Source organism: Micromonospora sp. NPDC049679 (assembly GCF_040659735.1).
GTDB lineage: Bacteria > Actinomycetota > Actinomycetes > Mycobacteriales > Micromonosporaceae > Micromonospora_I.
Genome location: NZ_JBFANZ010000022.1, coordinates 21,724 through 40,666, shown reverse-complemented (window position 1 = coordinate 40,666; position 18,943 = coordinate 21,724). Strand labels below are relative to the sequence as shown.

Genomic DNA, 18,943 nt, shown 5'->3' with positions numbered 1-18,943 from the left:
GGTCCATCGCCGTCCATCCGCTTCGTCGGATGGGCGGCGATCCGCGTTTTGTGAGGTAATTGGCTCCCTAAGTCGCGGTTGTGTCCGATGTGACCGGAGTAACCTGACTCTCACGTTACGGGGGGAGAGGTATTCCGTGGGCTCGTGCCGAAGGTCGCCGGTGGCGACACTGATCGTGACCATGGTGGCGGCCATGCTGGCGACGCTGCTTCCGGCTGCGTCCGCGCACGCCGATCCGCGCGGTGACAAGAAGCGCATCGAGGCGGAGGTGGCCAGGGCGTCCGCCATCCTCGAAGGCGCGACCGGCCGGGCACAGAACGCCGCGCGGCAACTGGTCGCGGCGACCGCGGCGTTGCCCGCCGCGCAGACGCGCGTCGCGGAGGCGCGGGGTCAGGTCGCCGCCGCGGAGGTGGCCGCGAACACCGCCCGGCGGAAGGCGACCGAAGCCGCGACGGCGCTCACGGGGGCGCGTCAGGCCTTCGCGGACTCGGAAAAAGCGGTCGAACAGGCCCGCAAGCGCGTCACCAGCTTCGTGTCCGCCAACTACAAGGGCGGCAACATCGTCAGTCTCAACATGCTGATGGAGTCCCGCAGCCCGCTCGACGCCGCCGAGCGTTATGGCTACTTCGAGCACGTCATGGCCAGCGAGCAGGAGGCGCTCGACGGGTTGACCGGTGCGCGTGCGGAGGCCAAGCAGGCACAGAACGCGGCGGGTGCGGCCGAGCGCTCGGCGCAGGAGGCGCGCGTCGCGGCGGACCGGTCCCTCGGCGACGCGCAGCGCGCCCAGGCCGCCGCGGAGGCGGCCGTCGCCGAGGTGGAGGCGCTCGCCGCGCAGCGACAGGCGGCACTGAACGTCGCCGAGCAGGAGCGCTCCGCCAGTCTGGCGAAGTACGAGCAGGCCAAGGGGGAGGCGGCCCGGATCAGGTCCGAGCTCGCGGCCTGGGAGGCCAAGCAGCGGGCGCGGCGGCCGAGCAACGGCGGTGGGGCAGGACCGGTCATCCGGCCTGGAGCGCGGCTGCTCATGCCGACGAACGGCTGGAAGTCCAGTGACTACGGCAACCGCTACGACCCGTACTACAACGTGTGGCAGCTGCACGCCGGCGTCGACATCGCGGCCAGCGGCGGCGCGCCGATCTACGCCGCGGCCGACGGCACAGTGATGCGGGCCGGCTGGAACGGCGGGTACGGCAACTTCACCTGCATCAGTCACGGCAGCTCGGGCGGCAGGTCGCTGAGCACCTGCTACGCGCACCAGTCGAGCATCAACGTCTCGCCGTGGCAGCGGGTACGGTCGGGGCAGATCATCGGCCGGGTGGGCACGACGGGCGCTTCGACCGGCAACCATCTGCACTTCGAGGTCCGCCTCAACGGCTCGCCCGTCCAGCCGCTCAACTGGCTCCCCGCCTGCCTCTGCTGACCCGTTCGGTCCGGATCCGTCCGGTGCGCCATCGACGGGCGAGCGCCCGTATCCGCACGTTGGATGCGAAAAGCGATATCGGGGTGACCCGCCCGTCGGTGTAGCATTGCGCGGCTGTCCAGAGCGCGGGGAGGTGTCAGACATGCCACGGGAAAAAGGGCGCAAGGTCGTCGCTTCCAACCGCAAAGCCCGCCACGACTACGCCATCCTCGACACGTACGAGGCGGGGATGTCGCTGACCGGCACCGAGGTCAAGTCGCTGCGCGCCGGCCGCGCATCGCTGGTCGACGCGTTCGCCCATGAGAAGAACGGCGAGCTCTACCTGCACGGGATGCACATCCCGGAGTACGCCCAGGGCACGTGGACGAACCATGAGCCACGGCGTACCCGGAAACTGCTGCTCAACCGGATGGAGATCGATCGGCTGCTCGGCAAGCTGCGGGAGAGCGGTCTGACGTTGGTGCCGCTCTCGGTCTACTTCTCCGACGGCTGGGCGAAGGTCGAGCTGGGGCTGGCGAAGGGCAAGAAGTCCTACGACAAGCGGCAGGACCTGGCCAAACGCGATGCCGACCGGGAAATTCAGCGGGTCGTCGGTCGTCGCGGCAAGGGCATGGAGTGACGTCGTTGTAATTTCCCGCTAGCCTCCTCGTCGGCATGATGGCCGAGGGGGAGGGAATCGCGGGGTGGGCAAGCACGTGGCGCGGGACTCGGCGGACCTGTCGCCGGCGCGAGCACGATCCAGCCTCGTGCTGGGCGTCGTCGTCGCCGTGCTCATCGGGGGAGCCGTGTGGGCGGTCTTCCACGCGCGTCGCGTCGACCCGCCGATGCTGATCGTGCAGCCGGCTGCGGCACTGCCCGGTCCGCCCGACGGAGCGGCGCTCTACGACCCCGCTGCTCCCACCGCGACGCCGACGACCGCCCCGTCGCGCTCGGCCACGCCGTCGTCGCCTTCTCCGTCGCCGTCCGCGACGCGGCCCGCCTCGGCGTCCCCGGCGGTGACCTTCACCCTCTCCCCGGTACGGGTCGCGCCGAGCGCCCCGCCCCGGCCGCCCTCGCCGACGCCGGTCGCGCCGCCCCAGCCCGTGTTCACCGCTCGCTACTCGGTCAGCAACGCCTGGTTCAGCGGATTCAGAGCGGACATCGACGTGACGAACCGCTCCCGCACGGCTGGCCGGGTCGAGGTTCAGCTGACGTATCCGGACGACGTGCGGATCACGGTGCGTCAGTACTGGGGGAACGTCACCGCGACCGCGTCGGGTCGCACGCTGACGTTCACCTCCAACCAGCCGGTCTCTCCGGGCGCGACCCTTCGGTTGGGCTTCCAGGCAGACAAGAACACCCGGCGACAGGTCAATCCCACCAGCTGCACCGTGAACGGCGCACGCTGCGAAACTTTCTGATCGCCCGGCCTGGACGGCGGATGGGCGGTTGGTCCCCTAGGGTCGCCTGATGGCCGAAATTCAGCTCGAGTTCGACCTCGAGCATCCCGCCGACCTCGTGTGGCGGGCGCTGACCGAGCGGCGCCTGCTGGCGCGCTGGTTCATGCCGGCCGACCTGGAGCCGACGGTCGGGGCCGTAATCCGGCTCCGCCCTCGTGACCTGCCGGGATTCGACGCCGCGGTGGAAGGCGAGGTCGTCGCGGTCGAGGCGCCGCACACGCTGGTCATGCGGTGGCGCGCCGAGCAGCTGCACACGCTCGTCACCTGGCAGGTGGTGCCGCGCGCCGCCGGCTGTCGCCTGCTGGTCGGCCAGGAAGGCTTCCTCGGGGTACGCGGCACCGAACGCCAGCGTGACCTGTCCCGCACGTACACGATCCTGTTCGGCGAGGCGCTCCCCGCCGTACTCGACGGGGTTGCTGCCGGTCAGCCGGTCGAGTTGCTGCCGTTCGCCGCGGGTGCCGGGATCGTGCCGCGACCCGCGGCCATGGCGCAGCCGCGGTCCGTCCGTGCCCGCGCACGCCGTGGATCCGTCGCGCTCATCGTGACCGGGCTCTTCGCCGGGGCGACCGGGGCGGCGCTGGCCGGCCTGTTGCCGCCGGGGACGGTCGATCCGGCCACCATCGGGCCGGCCCCTGTCCCGCCGCCGATCGTGGCCGTGCCGCCGAGCGCGGCGCCGTCCACCCCCGCGGCGCCGACGACCCCGCCGGCGCCGACCCCGCCCGCCCGGACGGTCGAGCGGGCGGTCGCCGCATCGCCGACCGCCCTGCCGTTGCCCGCCCCGCTGCGGAAGAGCCCTGGTCCGCTCGCCGCTGACTACCGGCAGACCGGTTCCTCGCTGCTCGGATACACCGGCGCCCTCACCATCCGCAACACGGGAGCGGCGACCGCCGAAGCCTGGACGGCGACCGTGACCTTGCCGCCGCTCGCCATCGTCTCCCGCGCCGATGTCGAATTCACGCAGCGCGGGACAACCGTGACCTTCACCGGGGCGTCGCTGGCGGGCGACACCTCAACCAGCTTCGGCTTCGCGGTCACGCTCGACGCGACCGCGTTGATCGCCGCCAACGCGCCGCTCACCTGCACCGTCGACGGCGTCCCGTGCCGCGGAATGTGACCCGGCCTCGGGTGGTTGAAGTGAGTGTTCGCGCTGGTGAAGCGGCCTGCGCGGAGCCACCGGGAGAGTCCGGTCGAGATCCGGAATGAACTTGGTGGCGGGAGGCGTTATTCTTGACTGGCTGCGACAGTCGCAGCGCCGATCCACTGGCCGGGTTTGACCGGTTGTGGGCACATCCAGGGGGTGACTGGTTTCGACTTCGTACGTTGCGGCAGGGGAAGCGAGCCGAGGAAGCCGACGTCGTCTCGAGAATCGGTCGTCGGAAAACCAATAAGCGCCAACGCTAAGCGCGCTGACTTCGCTCTCGCCGCCTGAGGCGAGTAGTGAGTCTGTCGGTCTGAGAACGCCTTCGTCCCAGTAACCGGCATCAGTTAGAAGGCTGGCCAACCGAACCCGGTCGCGGGGTTCGTGCGGCGAGATTAATCGCGACTGGGCCCGTCACACCAACTCGCTCGCGTGAGCGGTGGGGCCGAGTAGAGACATAGCGAGCTGCGCTCGGAGAAGCCCTGACAAGACGCCGAAGGACCCGGGTTCGATTCCCGGCACCTCCACCACGGGGTTTCCCCGAAAGTTCGGATTCTTTTCCTCGAATCCGGCTTCGGGGAGAGCCCACAACTTGATCACGTAGGGCCCGGTCATCAGACCGGGCCCTACGTGTGTCTGCGCCCGGCCGACCATGCCGACACGGCTCTGCGGATGCAACAGGCCAGATGCGACGTGGGGCCCGAGCGGTCGGTGGTGAGCCCGAGGGTGACCAGTGCGCGGCCGGTGAACTGCATGTAGCCGCGGTGAATGTTGCCGGTCGCGAAGTTCTTCAAGTTGCCGAAGACGCCGTCCAGTAGGTCTGGCGGTTCCAGGACTGCAGCCACTCCGGGCTGCGCCAGTACTCCTCCTGGTGGTACTTCATGTGCGGGCCGGCCTCGACGGTGACCGGCTTGCCCGAGCAGAACTTCAGCTCGGTCTGCGGCGGCGTGATGATGGGCAGCCCGTTGGCGCGGGCGACGTCGACACTGGCCGAGATGCGGGGGCAGCCGGCGGTCCCGGCGGCCGCGGGGCCGGAAATACCAGGCAGCGCTACGCTGCGGGTGTCGCCAACCGCACCACTGCCTGACAACTCCGGCGGAGCCAATCACCGCAAGTCCCGGCGTCTCCGACACTCGACCGGCCCCGATCCGCACGATGACGGCCTGAGCGGCTACTGCGTGGCCGGCCGTGTGGCCCCGGTTGAACTGCGATCTCGGCGCGCTCCCATGCTGGCCGACCTGCCCACGGTGGCCGTCCAGATCAAGATTTGTGCATAACCCCAGGTCAGTGCAGTGCGGTGCACGTGTCGCAACCAACTTTCTCGGTTGGTCATTGATTCACTACTATGAGACGTTCTTCGATGGGTGTCATGCCATGGATCACGGCACTCGCACTCGAGACGGGGAGGTGCAATGAGGATCAAAAATCTCATCGCGTCAGCAATGATCGTAGGGACGGGTCTGGTGCTCGTTCCGGGAACCGCCAGCGCGGCCCAGAGTGACTGCGACGCGGCCTACATGCCTGTGGGGCAACAACGACTACAAGTGGATGCTGGCCGAGCGTGGCCAGGACTCATCTACCATCCAGAACCTGAGCGGTGACGCCAACGACGAGATGGACTCCTGGGCCAACAAGTCCACGACCCACTCCGGTTGCATGTGGAAGGACGCCAACGGGTCCGGAGACCGCCAGACTCTCGGTCGCAACCAGAGCGACAGCAACGTCGCTCCCGCCAACAGCGACGAAGTTTCGTCCTGGCGCACGGCGTACAGCTGCTGAATCGTCAAACACCTGTGATGTCACCACTCATCCGTACGCAGAAAGTTCGTAAGGCCTATCAGTCTGAGGTAGAGACTGTGTGGGCTGCGCGTGACGTGGACTTTGAAGCCCGGCCGGGTGAGTTCGTGTGCATCTACGGCGCCAGCGGCTCAGGCAAGTCGACGCTGCTGAACCTGCTGGCTGGCCTGGACCTCGCCGATTCGGGCGAGATCCAGGTCAGCGGCGTCGACGTTGCCACCGCAAACGAGAGCCAACGCGAGCAGCTGCGGCTCGAGACCGTCGGCGTCGTGTTTCAGGACCACAACCTGATCGAGGAATTCACGGCCGTGGAGAACGTCGCACTGCCCTCGGAGGCGCGCGGCATGCCCGCCATGGCCGCGCGGGCCGAAGCCGCCGACCAACTACGCCGAGTTGGACTGGTGGGCATCGAAAATCGTCTGCCCCGACAGCTGTCCGGCGGACAGCGTCAACGAGTCGGGATCGCGCGGGCCCTGACGGGACAGCGAGCCGTCCTGCTCGCTGACGAACCCACCGGGGCGTTGGACTCCGCAGCCACCCAAGAGCTGTTCGTGCTCATTCGCGCCTTGTGTGATCAGGGAGTCACGGCTGTGGTCTGCTCGCATGATCGTCGGTGCCGCGACTACGCCGACACCTGCTACGAGATCATCGATGGGCGCTTGGAAGACCGTTCGTGACCGCAGAGCCCTCCGCAGCGTCTCTTGTGACGCAACTGCGTTTCGTACTCCGGCTCGCCCGGCGTCTCATCCGCTCTCGGGAGCTAGCTCGATCAACCTCGATTGTCTTTGTCGCCGGATTGGCCGTCATGGCGATGTTCGTTACCCTGCGAACCCTGTCCCTGTCGGGCGCGCAGATCGCCGACCGGGATCTGGGTCGGTTCGGCGCGTCCGTCGGCTACGGCAGCGTTGTGCTGCCGCCCGGAGAAGACCAGTTCACGCCGGACGTGCGGGCGCAGGCTTTGCGTGCCGGACTTGCAGACTCTCAGGTCATGCTGAGCGCGTCCGACATGCAGCTCTCCATCACTCCGGCGCGCAGCGTGAGCATGCTAGAGGCATCCTGGCAGGATCGACCCTTCCCTGCCCGATACGACCTGCTGTCCGGTCGGTGGCCGACGCGGCCGGGCGAGGTGGTGGTCACCGAGCCGCAGGATGTGACGGCGACTGCTGGCGGCACCCTGCCCGTGCTGGGCGGCAAGGTGACGTTCACCGTTGTCGGCACCGCCGAGGACCAGTTCGCGCGTACGACGAACCTGCTGGTCGCCCCGGGCACCTGGGCATCGCTGGATCCCAGCCTCGCCCAAGGGTTTCCGCTACTAGGCGCTCAGCCGCTGCTGCTGTGGTCGGGAGGCGACGCCGAAGGCGCCGTGACGGCCTTCACCAGCGCGGTGAACGACTACACACGGCGGTCGAGTGCCGCCACCGAGGGCGCCGACGCCCTCGTCGTCGGCGGCACGCTGCGGTTCCGGGAGCAACTGCTCGAGCGGCCCGAGCGTACTTCGATCGAGCGCACCCCTGCCGGCTACACCCTGCCGTCTCTGCTGCTGCCAGTCGCGGCGGTTCTGCTCGTGTTCGGACTTAACGATCGTCGTTTCCGGCGGGCGTCGGCCAGGCTGGTGGCGGTCGGCGTACGACCAGCAGCCGCGACGGCCGCCCTGACCGTCGCGGCCCTGGCCTGGTGCGTAGCTGCGGCCGCGGCCGGAGCGATCGTCGGGGGAGTAATCGGTGGGGTGGCCAGAGTGGTCATCGCGCGGGTGCGCGACTGGCCACCTGGCCCGATCGAGGGACTTACCGCGCCCCCGTTGCGGCTGCTCGCACTAGTCGTGCTCACCAGCTTGTGCGCCGGCGCTGCACTCGCCCGCAGCAGAGACCAGGCTAGCCCTGCTGTGGCTCCGCGCTCCCGTCTGACGTCCCAGACGGTAGCTGTGGCCAAGCGACGCGTCCGAGATGCCCGGCACCTGCTCGCTGTCGCCGCGTGGTGCGCCACCGTTGCGTACGCCGTACGAGTGGATTCTCCGGTCAAGGCGATGATCCTCACCGGCGTGCTCACGCTCGCGGTGCTACTCGTCATCCCCGACGTGCTCGATCTCTTGCTGAGGGTGCTGCCCGAAGGCGGGCCACGTCGTCGCCTGGCGCTTCGGCAGTTGGCGGCCGACACACTCCGCGCTGTCGCGATCGTCGCCATCCTCACGGCGCTGCTGGGCTCGTCCATGGGGTTCCTCACGCTGCTCGACACCCTGATCCGCACCACGGATCAGCAGGCCTACCCCGACGCGCTACCCGGCCAAGTGCTGCTGGCTGACCGCGCGAGCACCACGCTCCCGCCACCAGCATCGCTACTGCGAGCCGTAGAGGCCTCCGGCGTCGCAGACGGACTCCCACGCGCGGAACTGGCCTATCTGTTCACCACCGACGAGTCCGGCAACCTGACACGGTCGGTCACCCGCGATGGCCACAACGGCAATCTCCTTGCCGTGGAGACCGCCGGTCAAGTCGAACAGTTGATCGGCCACTCCCTCAACCCGACGCAACGCGCCGCGCTGGCCGAGGGCGGACTGCTCGTATGGACCGACGCACCCGACGCACCAACACAGCCCACACGCCTCGCCGTGAAAGAGGGCGATAGGGTCGCCAGCCGGACGCCGGAGTTGCCCATAGCCACCGTCGACGTGCCACTCGTTGAATGGCGTACCGGAACCGACGGTGTCATGCTCCGCACTACTGCGCAAAGCCTGAACCTACCCGTGCCGCAGAACGGGCCCCTGATCATCACCGATGTCTCCGCAACCGCAGCCAAGGCCATGCAAGAAGCGGTCGCCCGCGTAGGCATAGACGCACAAGCGGTCCGGATCCACACACCACCAAAGCCGCCCGTTCCGGCCGCTGCGTTGCTAGCCACCGCCGCTGGCCTGGTCATCCTCGTGCTCACCGCCGTGTTTGCCGCCACCCGCGCCCAGACCCGGACACTCCGCGGCTACCTGACCCGCCTGATATCCATCGGCATACCCACCACCTGGGCACGTCACGTCCTGCTCTACCAATACGGCATTCTCGTCGCCACGAGCACCGTGCTCAGTCTGATCATCGCCCTACCGCCCACGGTGGTAATTTCCCTGCGAATCTCCGGCTTCGCGCTCAGCATCCCCTGGGCGCAACTGCTCACCCTGCTCGCAGCGATCTACCTCGCCACCGCCTTGGCCGCGCTCCGCTCGGTCCTCAGCCTCCGCGTCCGCGAGCAAATCGGTACAGGTGTTTGACGCCACAGATATCGCGCGCGTGGAAGAGCTCATCTCGGATCTGAACCGCTGAGTGCAGGCGAACCGACCGCGAAGGATCGCCATACCCACCACGGCACCGTCACGGCCGACTGCTCGACACGGGCATTGCGCATCTTCTGATATCCGATGCTCTCCGGCCATCGTCAAATGGTGATGACGAGCTTGCCGCGGACGTGGCCAGCACGTAGGTACCGGATGGCCTCGGGTACCTCGCTCAGTGGATAGGCCCTGTCGACGACAGGCGTGACGTCGCCCGATTCGAGCAGGCGGCTCAGCAGTAGCAGGTCGTCGAGGCGCTGACGGGACATCAGTGCGCACAGGCGCTGGCGGGTGAACGCGGACAGCAGCTGGGCGCGCAGCTGCCGGTCCACGCCGCCGAGCCACCGCCCGCCACCCTCACCGCCCGCGATGACGAGGGTGCCGCGCGGCGCGAGCGCGCGACGGAGCCGCCGGAGCGGGCGGTTGCCGGCGACGTCCAGGATGACGTCGTAGCGCCGGGTGCCGTCGGTGATGTCCTCGCGGGTGTAGTCGACAACGGCGTCGGCGCCGAGGGCGCGCGCCAGGTCTGCCTTCGCACCGCTGCACACCGCGGTGACGTGCGCGCCGAGGTGCTTCGCGAGCTGGACGGCGAACGAGCCCACCCCGCCGGCCGCACCGATCACCAGTACCGTCTGGCCCGGCCGCACGCGGCCGGCGTCGCGCAGCCCCTGCAGCGCGGTGAGCGCCGAGATCGGCACGGCCGCCGCTTGCTCGAACGTCAGGCGCGCCGGTTTCAGTGCGAACCGGTCCTGCGGGGCGCACACGTACTCGGCGTATGCCCCGGTGTAGCTGCCGAACACCTCGTCGCCCGGCCGGAAGCGGGTCACGCCCGCGCCCACCGTCTCGACCCGGCCGGCGACATCCATCCCGCGGATCCGCATCCTGGGCCGGCGAAAGCCGAAGGCGGCGCGGCCGAGGTACGGCAGCCCGGTCATGAGGTGCCACACACCCTGGTCGATGCCGGCCGCGTGGACCCGGACCAGAACCTGCCCGTCTCCGGCGGTGGGCGCGGGGACGTCCTCGAAGCGCAGGACATTTGTTGAGCCGTACTGGTCCTGGACGATGGCCTTCATCGACCTTCCCCTTCATCCTCGGCGTACTGGAACACCTCGTCGAGCGGGACACCGAAGACCCGGGCGATGAGGAACGCGACCTCCAGGGAGGGTGAGTACCGGCTCTGTTCGATGGCGATGACGGTCTGCCGGGTCACGCCGATCCGGTCGGCGAGTTCGGCCTGGGTCATCTCGCCGTGGGTGAAGCGCAGCGCCCGGATCCGGTTGGTGACCCGGGTCGCCTTCGCCATCACTGGAAGCCCCGGCGGTAGGCGGCGATCTTGGCCACGGAGCCCAGCACCGCGGACAGGACGAACGCCAGGTATAGCGTGTTGGCGATCCAGAAGTACGGCAGTTCCGCCATGGCCATGAGCAGCGCACCGACCGCTCCGACGACGACGAACGACTGCCCGACGTGCTCGCCGAACCGGTTGATCTCCCGGTCGCGCTGGTCCTTGCCGGTGCCGCCCGGCAACACCATGCCGGACAGGATGTGCAGCACGATCCCCGCCACGATGGCCCCGCCGACCGTCCACAGCAGGGTGCCGACGTAGTGCACCTCGGTCAGCGGGGTCTGCCCCGCCCGGGCGAGCACGATGGCCACATACGTGCCGTATCCACAGACGGCGACCACCGCCTGTATCCACGCGCGCTTCTCGTCGAACGACATTCCCGCCTCCCCTATGTAAAGCAAACTTGACATGCTGAAGGTAAAGCAGCTTCGACACGATGTCAATATTTCTTTACACAACCCTCGGCGCGTCCGCGTCCCACATCGCGGCCTCACGGGCGAATCGGGGGGGGTCCGCTCGGTACGTGAGCGGTCCTCATTGCGCGCGTGGCGAATGAGACTTGATCGGGGTCTTTACACTGCTTGTGGCGTAGCTCACCATCGGCTCATGGGTTGAGCCGAGGAGGTGCGTCATGGCGCCACGACCGTCCCCGCAGGCCGCGCAGTTCGCCGAGCGCGTCCGGCACACCGGTCCGTTCGACGCCGGCACGCCCGTGCCTCCGGCCCCCGCCCTCCTGGTCGCCCGGCGCCACCGGGCCACCCTGTCCGGCGCCATCCACGCCCTGGAGCTGGCGCTGGCCGCGCCCGCCGCCGACCCCGAGTGGCGCGAGTCGGTGAGCATCCGCCTGCATTCGCTGCGCCTGGCGTTCACCGAGCACATCGTGCTCACCGAAGGGTCCGACGGGCTCTACGCCGAACTGCTCGACCACGCCCCCCGGCTGGCCCGGACCGTCTACCTGCTGACCCGCGAGCACACCGCCATCGCCGCCACGCTGTCTCACCTGCAGTGCGGCCTCGGTTCGTCGGAACTGAGCATCGAGGAACTGCGCGACTGGGCCGGCGACCTGTTGCGGGAGTTGGCGCGACACCGGCAGCGCGGCGCGGACCTGGTGTACGAGGCGTACGAGACGGACATCGGCGGCGAGACGTGACCGGGGGAACCGGGGACGGGTCGGCCGCGTCTCACCCGACATGCGCCGTATTTCCGCCCTGGTGGGCCTTCCGCTGATGCTCCTGATCGCCGCCTGCGCCGAGCCGGGCGCGTCCGGTCCGGCGGGTGCCGGGGCCAGACCTGACCAGCGGTCCGATGCCTTCGAGCAGCGGGCCACCGAGGTCGCGGAGGCGTGGCGGGCCGCCGTCGGGCCGGGCAAGTGGCAGCAGGGATACGTGCCGATGCAGAACGCGACCGTGCTCCCGGCGGATCCGGGTTTCACCGAGGACACGAAGCACGCGTTCGCCGCGGGCTGGTACCGCGACGGGATCCCGCTGCCCGCCACTAAGCCCGCCGACGGCACCGTGCGGTTTCCCGACGGGACGCTCAGCGTGCCACTGGTGAGTGCCAAGGACGCGTACCGGGAACTCGATCAGGGGGATCCGCCGCCGTGTGCGCGTCCGGCCGCTCCGGCCCCGTCCGGCGGCGCGGCCTCCGGATCGGTCTCTTCCACACCGAGTTCGGCCTGCATCCCGTTGACGGTCACCGGCGTGAAGCTCGGCTCCGCCACCGTGCGGACCAGCCGGGGCGACGCGAGTGTGCCGGCCTGGCTCTTCACGATCGAGGAGTTGAAGGCCCCGATCGCCCGCCTCGCCGTGGCGCCCGCCGCGATCGCCCCGATGCCGACCGCGTCGGCGCCCGCGCCGCAGTTGCCGGAGGGCTTCGTTTCCGCACAGGACCTGACCGGTGTCGACGGCGCCAAGCTCAGCTACCGGCTCGGAGTCGGCGCGTGTGACAAGGAGATCGAGCCGCTGGTGCAGGAGAGTGACGACGTGATCGTGGTCGGAGGAGCCGTCAGTCGGTCCGACCAGCCGTGCACGATGCAGCTTCTGCTCCACCCGGTGACCGTCACGCTGGACCGGCCGCTCGGCGCCCGGCCGGTGCTCGACGCCGGCTCCGGCCAGCCGCTGCTCCTCACCACGGTGCGCTGAGCCATGCCGCAGCCGTACGCCGGGCCGCCGATCGGCCCCGCCTCCACCCCGATCCCGAGCCGGGTGCTCGTCGTCGCCGACGACCCGACCGTCGGCGACGTGATCGGGCGATACCTCGAACGGGCCGGGTTGGCGGTCTCCGTCGCGGCCGACGGGCCGCAGGCGCTGGCGGCGTTCGACCCCGACCGTCCCGACGTCGTCGTGCTGGACGTCACGCTGCCCGCCCCGGCTCTCCTGCACGCCCCGCCGCCGCCCACCGTGCGGGCGCACCCCTCGACTCCGGTCCCCACGTCCTTCCCGCCTTCAACGTCGATCAAGGATGTGTTCACGCGATCGGAGATCCGTCCGTGTGAATAACGCCTTGATCGGCGGGGTCGTGGGACGGGTCAGGGAAGCTCGAAGGGGAGTTTGATGCCGTCGAGGGCCTGCCCGCACGGGCAGGCCCGCTCCGGCGGGAGCGCGGTGACCGCGTCGAGGAGCAGTTCGCGCAGGCGTACGGTGTTCTCGCCGAAGACCCGGAACACCTCCTCCTGCGTCACCCCGTGCCCGCCTTCCACGCCGGCGTCGAGATCCGTCACGAGCGCGACAGAGGTGTAACAGAGCCCCAACTCACGCGCGAGCACCGCCTCGGGATGCCCGGTCATGTTGACGATCGACCCGCCAATGCCGGCATACCAGCGCGACTCGGCACGGGTCGAGAAGCGGGGCCCCTCGACGACCACCACGGTGCCGCCGTCCGTCGCATCGATGTCGTGCCGCCGCGCCGCCGCCAGGATCGTGCTCCGCCCCACCGGGCAGTAAGGATCGGCGAACGAGACGTGCACCGCTCCCTGGTCGTAGTAGGTCTGCACCCGTCCACTCGTCCGATCGATCAGCTGATCGGGCACCACGAACGTCCCCGGCCCGAGCTCCGGGCGCAGCCCGCCCACCGCGCACGGCGCGAGGATCTGCCGTACGCCCAGCGAGCGCAGCGCCCACATGTTGGCCCGGTAGGGGATCAGGTGCGGCGGATGACGATGATCCCGCCCGTGCCGCGGCAGGAACGCCACCCGTCGGCCACCGAGCTCGGCGACGGTGACCGGGTCCGAGGGCGCCCCGTACGGCGTCTCGACCAGGTGCTCGACGGCCCCTTTCAGCAGGGTGTAGAGCCCCGATCCGCCGATGATGGCGAGCTCCGCGTGTCGGTCCACGTGTCCAACCTCTCGCTGGTCGAGGCGAGCGGGAAAGGCTCGCGCCGTACACACGCCGCTAGACCTTAACCACCGCGCAGGTCGCAGGCTATGGTGCCAGGCATGGCGTTGACTGCGCGCATGGTGACGATCGACTGCACAGATCCTCTGGCGCTGGCGAAGTTCTGGTCGGAGGCCGCCGGCTACGAGATCAAGTGGCGGCACGAGGACGCGTTTCTGATCCTCGGCCCCGTCACGGGCGACGGCGTCGGCATCGGCCTGCAGCGCGTCGCCGAGGCGCGCTCGGGCAAGAACCGGGCGCACATCGACTGGCACGCCGACGACCGTGCCGCAGAGGTGGCGCGGTTGGCGGCGTTGGGGGCGAGCGTCGTCGCGGAGCACGGCACGCCGGCCTTCGCGTGGACGGTGCTGGCCGATCCCGAGGGCAACGAGTTCTGCGTCTCGGACGCGCACGGATAGCGGAGGTGGCGGTGCACAGCGAGGGGCAGCGAATCGGGGGACGGTCGATGGAGTCGATGACCGGGCGGCTGCTCGTCGCGACTCCCTCCCTCAAGGATCCCAACTTCGACCGGACCGTCGTGCTCCTGGTTGCGCATGAATCCGGAGGTGCGCTGGGGGTGGTGCTCAACCGCCCCACCGAGGTGCCGGTCTCCGAGGTGCTCGGCACCTGGGGCATGCTGGCCCGCGACCCCGGTGTGCTCTTCGAAGGCGGCCCGGTGCAGCCCGAGTCGGCGATCTGTCTGGCCCGGATGCGCCCCGGTGCCGGCCGGGTGAAGGGCTTCCACCAGGTCTCCGGTCTCGTCGGCACGGTCGACCTCTCGACCGACCCCGAATCCCTCGGCGAGAGCGTCGTCGGCATCCGCGTCTTCGCCGGTTACTCCGGCTGGTCACCGGGGCAGTTGGAGGACGAGATCGCCGCGGGCTCCTGGTTCGTCCTGGACGCCCTTCCCGGGGACGCCTTCATGGAACGCCCCGACGACCTGTGGCCGATGGTGCTGCGGCGGCAGGGCGGCATGATGGCCGCCGTCGCGCACTTCCCGTCCGACGTCGCCCTCAATTAGGGGTACGACGACGCGCGGGTGTGACGCAGGCCCTCCAAGATGACCTGTGCCGCCCGCATGTGTACTATTGCGCGAGTGCCCGGGTGACCGGGAACAGCAAGGGGCCGTGGCGCAGCTGGTAGCGCACCACACTGGCAGTGTGGGGGTCAGGGGTTCGAGTCCCCTCGGCTCCACCCTTGTAGCAGTACGAGAAACGCCCTGGTCGGGGGAACCTCCCCGAGACCAGGGCGTTAATCATTTCCTGAGCGGCGCGCCGCTCTGGGCTGACATGTGCTGCCGGTGTGGGTAGGTCGTGAAGATGTAGCCCAAGGGTGTCGGGAACCACGGCCGTAATGAGGGCGTTGAGCGCCGTACGCTGTTGAGTTTCGGCGCCGGGTATTGCTCCCTGTGCTCCAAAAAAGGCGTCCGGTCGGACCGGGCTGTGCGTTACGCGGCGGCTTCACTTGATGCGTGACACGATCCCGCGGCTCGTTTGCTAATCGCTGTCTGCAGAGCGGTCGGAGACGCGAAGGTGGTAGCAGGTCATCGGCTTCTGCCGGGAAGAGTGCCCGCGAGTCGGCGCGGCTCGTCGTTCGCCGGGGCCAAGGCGATCATCTGTCACTGAACGTCGGCGGGTAGGGATCGCGGGAGCGCGCGCTGGTCGCGACGAGGGTGGCGAGCGCCGTGGTGATCGGTACGGAGGCGACCAGCCCGATCGTGCCGACCGCGCTGCGGACGATCTCCTGGGCCAGATATTCACTGGTGAGCAGCTCGACGACTTTCTGGTTGCCGGCCGCGATGAGCAGCAGCAACGGCAGCGACGCGCCGGCGTAGGCGAGCACGATGGTGTTGACGGCCGAGGCGACGTGGGCGCGGCCGATGCGGGTGGCCGCCCGGTAGAGCTGGATGCGCGGCATCGGCGTCCGGGCCAGTTCGGCCACGGTGCTGGCCTGGGTGACGGTGACGTCGTCGAGTACGCCGAGGGAGCCGATGATGATGCCGGCGAGCAGCAGGCCGCGCATGTCGACGTTGCCCTGGCTGACGGCGAGGAAGGCGCTGTCTTCGCCGGCGATGCCGGTCAGTTCGGTGAACGCGGTGAAGACCGCGGCGAGTACGCCGGTGAGGACGAGGCTGGCCAGGGTGCCGAGGATCGCCACGGAGGTGTGCACGTTGAGGCCGTGGGTCAGGTAGAGCACGGCGAACATGATCGTCGCGGCGCCGACGATGGCGACCAGCAGCGGCGAGGCGCCGCTCAGGATGGCGGGGATCACGAACAGCAGGAGGACGGCGAAGCTGACGGCCAGGCCGGCGAGGGCGCTCAGCCCGCGCCAGCGGCCGAAGGCGATGATCACGGCGGCGGCGAGCGCGAGCAGCCAGATCATCGGCCGTCCCCGCTGATGGTCAACGATGGTGTAGCCGGTGGCTCCCTCGATGGCGTCGCCCAGTTGGAGCAGCACCACGTTGTCGTCGACGTCGACCCGCGGCGCCCCGGCGCCGCGCGGCAGCTCGGTCTCCACCGTCTGCCCGGCTCCGGGCCCCTCCTCGACGCGCACGGTGACGGTCCCGCACGGCCCCTTCGTGAACGCGCCGGGCAGGCCGGGCTCGGGTGCCGCCTCGCAGGTCTGCTCGACGACCTTCAGCACCTGCCCGTACGCCCGTTTCGGGGCGCCGCTCTCGGCGGGTGCCTCGGGGACGTTGGTCGGCCAGAGCGCGATGAGCGCGACGATGGTGGCCAGCACGGCGGGAACGATGGTCGCGATCACGGCCTTGCGGGTACAGGCCGATGCGGTGGGTGGTGGTGCCCCGTGACTGTGTCCGTGACCGTGCGGCGACGGCTCCCCGGCCGGCTCGTCCGCCGCGGATGGAGTCGGCGCCGGCGGGGTCGGTGCCGACGGAGTTGACGGGGGCGCCTGTGCAGGGACGGTCACCGGGGCGCCGGAGGTGGTCGGGGTCCGGTCGTGATGCGACGGCTCCCACACGTCGTCGCCCGTCTGCCACGGATCGCCTCGCACTGGCCGTTCCCTCCGGTCGGTGAGCTACTCCCGTTCGCGACGCACACGGTAGCGCAGGCCGGGCCCCTTACCGGGGGTCGATCGAGCAGCCGGCGCCGGGCAGCACGCACCGCCAGGCGGCCGGGCGCAGCGCCCACGTCCGCCGGGTGACCGGCCCGGCGAGTTCCCCGTCGGCGTTGGTGTGGAACGGCTCACCCTCCACGGTCAGCGACCGACCGGCGCGGTAGACGACGTCCGGATGCTCCGGATGACGGCCCCGCACCAGCCGCAGGCCGTACCCGAGGCGGGCGAGCGGCCGGACCGCGAACGACACCGTCACGTCGAACGCGCCGTCGGTGGGGGAGGCGTCCGGACCGAGGACGGCGGTGCCCCCGGCGATGGACCGGGCGTTGGCGACGCCCGCCATCAGCACCCGCCGCGTGCCGTCGGCGACGAGCGCCCCGTCGAGGGTGATCCGCAGGCGCCAGCCGCGGGTGCGGACGCCGGCGAGGAGCGCGCCGACCGGGAACGCGGCCTGGCGCAGCCGGCGCTTCAGCGGCCGGGCGGCCTCCGCGGCCTCCGCGCCGACCCCGACGTGGACGGCGTTGACCACGACGCCTCCGGAGTCGTCGGTGACCAGGTCCACCGGCCGGGAGGCGCCCTGCACGATGAGACGCGCGGCTTCGCGGGGGTCCAGCGGGATGCCGGTGCCGCGCGCGAAGTCGTTGCCGGTGCCGAGCGGGATCAGCCCGACGACGCAGCGCGCCGCCTCTCCCCGGCGCCACAGGTACTTCAGGCTGGTGTGCAGCGACCCGTCCCCGCCGACCACGACGAGGAGCCGGTCGCCGCGCCGGTCGAGGGTCGGCCCCAGATCGGTGTCCTGGCGGCAGCTCGCCACCTCGACGTCGCCGCCGCTGCGCAACTCGTCGATCGCGGCGTCGAGCGCGTCGCCCTCGGTCCGTCCCGCCGCCTCGTTCGTGACGACGAGCATGCCGGCGGCGGCCGTCGATCGACGGGTGTCGCCGGTGGGGGGCTGGGACATGGCACGACCCTTCGGGCGTTGAGATCGACGACGATCTTTTCGGGCACCGCGTTTGTACCCTGGCGTTCCCTCGCCAAACCAACGATCGTCGATGCTGGTTGGTTCTCAGGCGGTCAGGCCGAGATCGCCGAGCACCGCATCGAGCCGCTCGTTCTCGGCCCGCATGAACGCACCGAAGTCGTTCCCGCTGAGGTACGCGTCGGTCCAGCCGTACCGCTCCAGGACGGCGCGCCACTGGGGCGACGCGTGCAGCCGGGCGACCGCTGCCCGCATGCGATCGAGATCGGGTGCGGCCAGATCCGGCGGGGCCACAATTCCCCGCCAGTTGGTGCAGACCACGTCGACGCCCGCCTCGCGCAGGGTGGGGGCGGCGATGCCGGGTACGCGGCGCTCGCTGGTGACGGCGAGGACCCGCAGCTGGCCGGAGGCGATCTGGTCGGCGTACTCGCTCAGGCCCGAGACGCCGAACGCCACCTGCTTGTCCAGGATCGCCGCGAGCAGATCACCGCCGCCGTCGTACTGGCGGTAGGAGACCCGGCGCGGGGTGATCCCGACGGCGTGTGCGACCAACATCGGCGCGAGGTGGTCCGGGCCGCCGACCGCGGAGCCGCCACCGACCGGCACGGCGGCCGGCGCCGCCCGCCAGGCCGTGACCAGCTCGCCGAGGCTGCGGTACGGCGAGTCGCGGGTGACCACGACGATGCTCGGCTCCTCGATCAACCGGGCGACCGGGGTGGTGTCCTGCAGCGTGACCCGCGCGCCGGCGGCGGCCTGGCTGCCGACCACGCCGAGCCCCATCAGCATCATCAACCGGCCGTTGCCGCGTTCGTAGCCGAGTCGGCGCAGGCCCACGACGCCCCCGCCGCCGGGCAGGTTGAACACCTCGACGCCCCGGGTGATCCCGGCGTCCTCCAGGACCTTGGCCGCGCTGCGGGCGGTGACGTCGTAGCCGCTGCCCGGCGCGTTGGGGACCATGATCCGCAGGTCGGGCAGGTCGACGGCGGGGCTGTCGGAGACGCACCCGGCGGCAGCGAGAACGAGGGTGAGCCCGACGGCGAGCGCGCGGATCCGTCGCATCTGCCCTCCCTCC

20 protein-coding genes, 1 tRNA gene and 1 other RNA gene are annotated in these 18,943 nt (G+C 70.1%); 14 read left to right on the top strand and 8 right to left on the bottom strand.

Annotated elements, in window-relative coordinates; translation table 11 throughout:
• The first annotated feature begins 160 nt into the window (after positions 1-160).
• The 5 genes from AB0J06_RS16335 (at position 161) to ssrA (ending at position 4,524) form a co-directional block, all read left to right on the top strand.
• Positions 161-1,417 (top strand): M23 family metallopeptidase, encoded by a 1,257-nt coding sequence (locus AB0J06_RS16335; protein WP_357429160.1) that lies wholly within the window; start codon positions 161-163, stop codon positions 1,415-1,417.
• Positions 1,418-1,559: 142 nt separating this feature from the next.
• A complete protein-coding gene (smpB, locus tag AB0J06_RS16330) occupies positions 1,560-2,036 on the top strand; it encodes an SsrA-binding protein SmpB (protein ID WP_357429158.1) in 477 nt (158 codons plus the stop codon).
• A gap of 64 nt (positions 2,037-2,100) precedes the next feature.
• Positions 2,101-2,817 (top strand): cellulose binding domain-containing protein, encoded by a 717-nt coding sequence (locus tag AB0J06_RS16325; RefSeq protein ID WP_357429156.1) that lies wholly within the window; start codon positions 2,101-2,103, stop codon positions 2,815-2,817.
• Between the two features lie 49 nt (positions 2,818-2,866).
• Positions 2,867-3,970, top strand: a complete 1,104-nt coding sequence (locus tag AB0J06_RS16320) for an SRPBCC domain-containing protein (RefSeq protein WP_357429154.1) — start codon at positions 2,867-2,869, stop codon at positions 3,968-3,970.
• 179 nt (positions 3,971-4,149) lie between these two features.
• Positions 4,150-4,524: a transfer-messenger RNA gene (gene ssrA, locus AB0J06_RS16315) on the top strand.
• Positions 4,525-4,784: 260 nt separating this feature from the next.
• On the opposite strand, the gene AB0J06_RS16310 is transcribed toward ssrA, so the two are convergent.
• The gene (locus AB0J06_RS16310; protein ID WP_357429152.1) at positions 4,785-5,084 is read right to left on the bottom strand and encodes a hypothetical protein; all 300 of its coding nucleotides are present in this window, start codon (positions 5,082-5,084) and stop codon (positions 4,785-4,787) included.
• 407 nt (positions 5,085-5,491) lie between these two features.
• Here AB0J06_RS16310 and AB0J06_RS16305 point away from each other — a divergent pair, with 407 nt between their 5' ends.
• The 3 genes from AB0J06_RS16305 to AB0J06_RS16295 all read left to right on the top strand — a co-directional run bounded on the left by AB0J06_RS16305 (position 5,492) and on the right by AB0J06_RS16295 (position 9,044).
• Positions 5,492-5,773 (top strand): hypothetical protein, encoded by a 282-nt coding sequence (locus tag AB0J06_RS16305; RefSeq protein ID WP_357429150.1) that lies wholly within the window; start codon positions 5,492-5,494, stop codon positions 5,771-5,773.
• Positions 5,774-5,868: 95 nt separating this feature from the next.
• Positions 5,869-6,468, top strand: a complete 600-nt coding sequence (locus AB0J06_RS16300; protein WP_357429148.1) for an ATP-binding cassette domain-containing protein — start codon at positions 5,869-5,871, stop codon at positions 6,466-6,468.
• 128 nt (positions 6,469-6,596) lie between these two features.
• Entirely contained in the window at positions 6,597-9,044 is a 2,448-nt protein-coding gene (locus tag AB0J06_RS16295; protein ID WP_357429146.1) for a hypothetical protein, read from the top strand.
• Between the two features lie 164 nt (positions 9,045-9,208).
• Here AB0J06_RS16295 and AB0J06_RS16290 read toward each other — a convergent pair whose 3' ends face one another.
• Genes AB0J06_RS16290 through AB0J06_RS16280 form a run of 3 tightly spaced genes read right to left on the bottom strand, consistent with a single transcriptional unit; the run spans position 9,209 to position 10,826 of the window.
• A complete protein-coding gene (locus tag AB0J06_RS16290) occupies positions 9,209-10,177 on the bottom strand; it encodes an NAD(P)-dependent alcohol dehydrogenase (protein ID WP_357429144.1) in 969 nt (322 codons plus the stop codon).
• Positions 10,174-10,407 carry a helix-turn-helix transcriptional regulator gene (locus tag AB0J06_RS16285; protein WP_357429142.1) on the bottom strand — a complete coding sequence of 78 codons (234 nt, stop codon included), beginning with the start codon at positions 10,405-10,407 and terminating at the stop codon, positions 10,174-10,176. Before AB0J06_RS16285 ends, AB0J06_RS16290 begins: the two co-directional genes overlap by 4 nt.
• Complete coding sequence (locus AB0J06_RS16280) at positions 10,407-10,826, bottom strand: hypothetical protein (protein WP_357429140.1); 420 nt, start codon at positions 10,824-10,826, stop codon at positions 10,407-10,409. The genes AB0J06_RS16285 and AB0J06_RS16280 overlap by 1 nt, the downstream gene beginning before the upstream one ends.
• Positions 10,827-11,080: 254 nt before the next feature.
• Between AB0J06_RS16280 and AB0J06_RS16275 the strand changes: the two genes are divergently transcribed.
• From AB0J06_RS16275 to AB0J06_RS16265, 3 genes are read left to right on the top strand one after another with little or no spacing between them, the layout of a single operon-like run.
• Positions 11,081-11,599, top strand: a complete 519-nt coding sequence (locus AB0J06_RS16275; protein ID WP_357429138.1) for a hypothetical protein — start codon at positions 11,081-11,083, stop codon at positions 11,597-11,599.
• Between the two features lie 40 nt (positions 11,600-11,639).
• Positions 11,640-12,590 (top strand): hypothetical protein, encoded by a 951-nt coding sequence (locus tag AB0J06_RS16270; RefSeq protein ID WP_357429136.1) that lies wholly within the window; start codon positions 11,640-11,642, stop codon positions 12,588-12,590.
• Between the two features lie 3 nt (positions 12,591-12,593).
• Entirely contained in the window at positions 12,594-12,947 is a 354-nt protein-coding gene (locus AB0J06_RS16265) for a response regulator (protein ID WP_357429134.1), read from the top strand.
• Positions 12,948-12,976: 29 nt separating this feature from the next.
• Here the strand turns inward: AB0J06_RS16265 and AB0J06_RS16260 are convergent, their stop codons facing one another.
• The gene (locus AB0J06_RS16260) at positions 12,977-13,780 is read right to left on the bottom strand and encodes an S-methyl-5'-thioadenosine phosphorylase (protein ID WP_357429132.1); all 804 of its coding nucleotides are present in this window, start codon (positions 13,778-13,780) and stop codon (positions 12,977-12,979) included.
• A 102-nt stretch (positions 13,781-13,882) separates the two neighbouring features.
• On the opposite strand from AB0J06_RS16260, the gene AB0J06_RS16255 reads away from it, so the two are divergent.
• The 3 genes from AB0J06_RS16255 to AB0J06_RS16245 all read left to right on the top strand — a co-directional run bounded on the left by AB0J06_RS16255 (position 13,883) and on the right by AB0J06_RS16245 (position 15,014).
• Positions 13,883-14,239: a VOC family protein gene (locus AB0J06_RS16255; protein ID WP_357429130.1), complete on the top strand. Its 357-nt coding sequence runs from the start codon at positions 13,883-13,885 to the stop codon at positions 14,237-14,239.
• Positions 14,240-14,286: 47 nt separating this feature from the next.
• On the top strand, positions 14,287-14,841 hold the full coding sequence (locus AB0J06_RS16250; RefSeq protein ID WP_357429266.1) for a YqgE/AlgH family protein: 555 nt from the start codon (positions 14,287-14,289) through the stop codon (positions 14,839-14,841).
• Between the two features lie 100 nt (positions 14,842-14,941).
• Positions 14,942-15,014, top strand: a tRNA-Ala gene (locus tag AB0J06_RS16245).
• Positions 15,015-15,431: 417 nt separating this feature from the next.
• Here AB0J06_RS16245 and AB0J06_RS16240 read toward each other — a convergent pair.
• The 3 genes from AB0J06_RS16240 to AB0J06_RS16230 all read right to left on the bottom strand — a co-directional run bounded on the left by AB0J06_RS16240 (position 15,432) and on the right by AB0J06_RS16230 (position 18,930).
• Positions 15,432-16,583: a YibE/F family protein gene (locus tag AB0J06_RS16240; protein ID WP_357429128.1), complete on the bottom strand. Its 1,152-nt coding sequence runs from the start codon at positions 16,581-16,583 to the stop codon at positions 15,432-15,434.
• A 316-nt stretch (positions 16,584-16,899) separates the two neighbouring features.
• The gene (locus AB0J06_RS16235; RefSeq protein WP_357429126.1) at positions 16,900-17,853 is read right to left on the bottom strand and encodes a diacylglycerol kinase family protein; all 954 of its coding nucleotides are present in this window, start codon (positions 17,851-17,853) and stop codon (positions 16,900-16,902) included.
• A gap of 105 nt (positions 17,854-17,958) precedes the next feature.
• Entirely contained in the window at positions 17,959-18,930 is a 972-nt protein-coding gene (locus tag AB0J06_RS16230; RefSeq protein WP_357429124.1) for a tripartite tricarboxylate transporter substrate binding protein, read from the bottom strand.
• Between the last annotated feature and the right edge of the window lie 13 nt (positions 18,931-18,943).

Coding starts and splice junctions, on each gene's coding strand:
- AB0J06_RS16235 (WP_357429126.1), bottom strand. CDS start 17,853: ATGTCCCAGCCCCCCACCGGCGACACCCGTCGATCGACGGCCGCCGCC.
- AB0J06_RS16285 (WP_357429142.1), bottom strand. CDS start 10,407: ATGGCGAAGGCGACCCGGGTCACCAACCGGATCCGGGCGCTGCGCTTC.
- AB0J06_RS16320 (WP_357429154.1), top strand. CDS start 2,867: ATGGCCGAAATTCAGCTCGAGTTCGACCTCGAGCATCCCGCCGACCTC.
- AB0J06_RS16255 (WP_357429130.1), top strand. CDS start 13,883: ATGGCGTTGACTGCGCGCATGGTGACGATCGACTGCACAGATCCTCTG.
- AB0J06_RS16265 (WP_357429134.1), top strand. CDS start 12,594: ATGCCGCAGCCGTACGCCGGGCCGCCGATCGGCCCCGCCTCCACCCCG.
- AB0J06_RS16295 (WP_357429146.1), top strand. CDS start 6,597: ATGGCGATGTTCGTTACCCTGCGAACCCTGTCCCTGTCGGGCGCGCAG.
- AB0J06_RS16280 (WP_357429140.1), bottom strand. CDS start 10,826: ATGTCGTTCGACGAGAAGCGCGCGTGGATACAGGCGGTGGTCGCCGTC.
- AB0J06_RS16230 (WP_357429124.1), bottom strand. CDS start 18,930: ATGCGACGGATCCGCGCGCTCGCCGTCGGGCTCACCCTCGTTCTCGCT.
- AB0J06_RS16275 (WP_357429138.1), top strand. CDS start 11,081: ATGGCGCCACGACCGTCCCCGCAGGCCGCGCAGTTCGCCGAGCGCGTC.
- smpB (WP_357429158.1), top strand. CDS start 1,560: ATGCCACGGGAAAAAGGGCGCAAGGTCGTCGCTTCCAACCGCAAAGCC.
- AB0J06_RS16290 (WP_357429144.1), bottom strand. CDS start 10,177: ATGAAGGCCATCGTCCAGGACCAGTACGGCTCAACAAATGTCCTGCGC.
- AB0J06_RS16250 (WP_357429266.1), top strand. CDS start 14,287: ATGGAGTCGATGACCGGGCGGCTGCTCGTCGCGACTCCCTCCCTCAAG.
- AB0J06_RS16270 (WP_357429136.1), top strand. CDS start 11,640: ATGCGCCGTATTTCCGCCCTGGTGGGCCTTCCGCTGATGCTCCTGATC.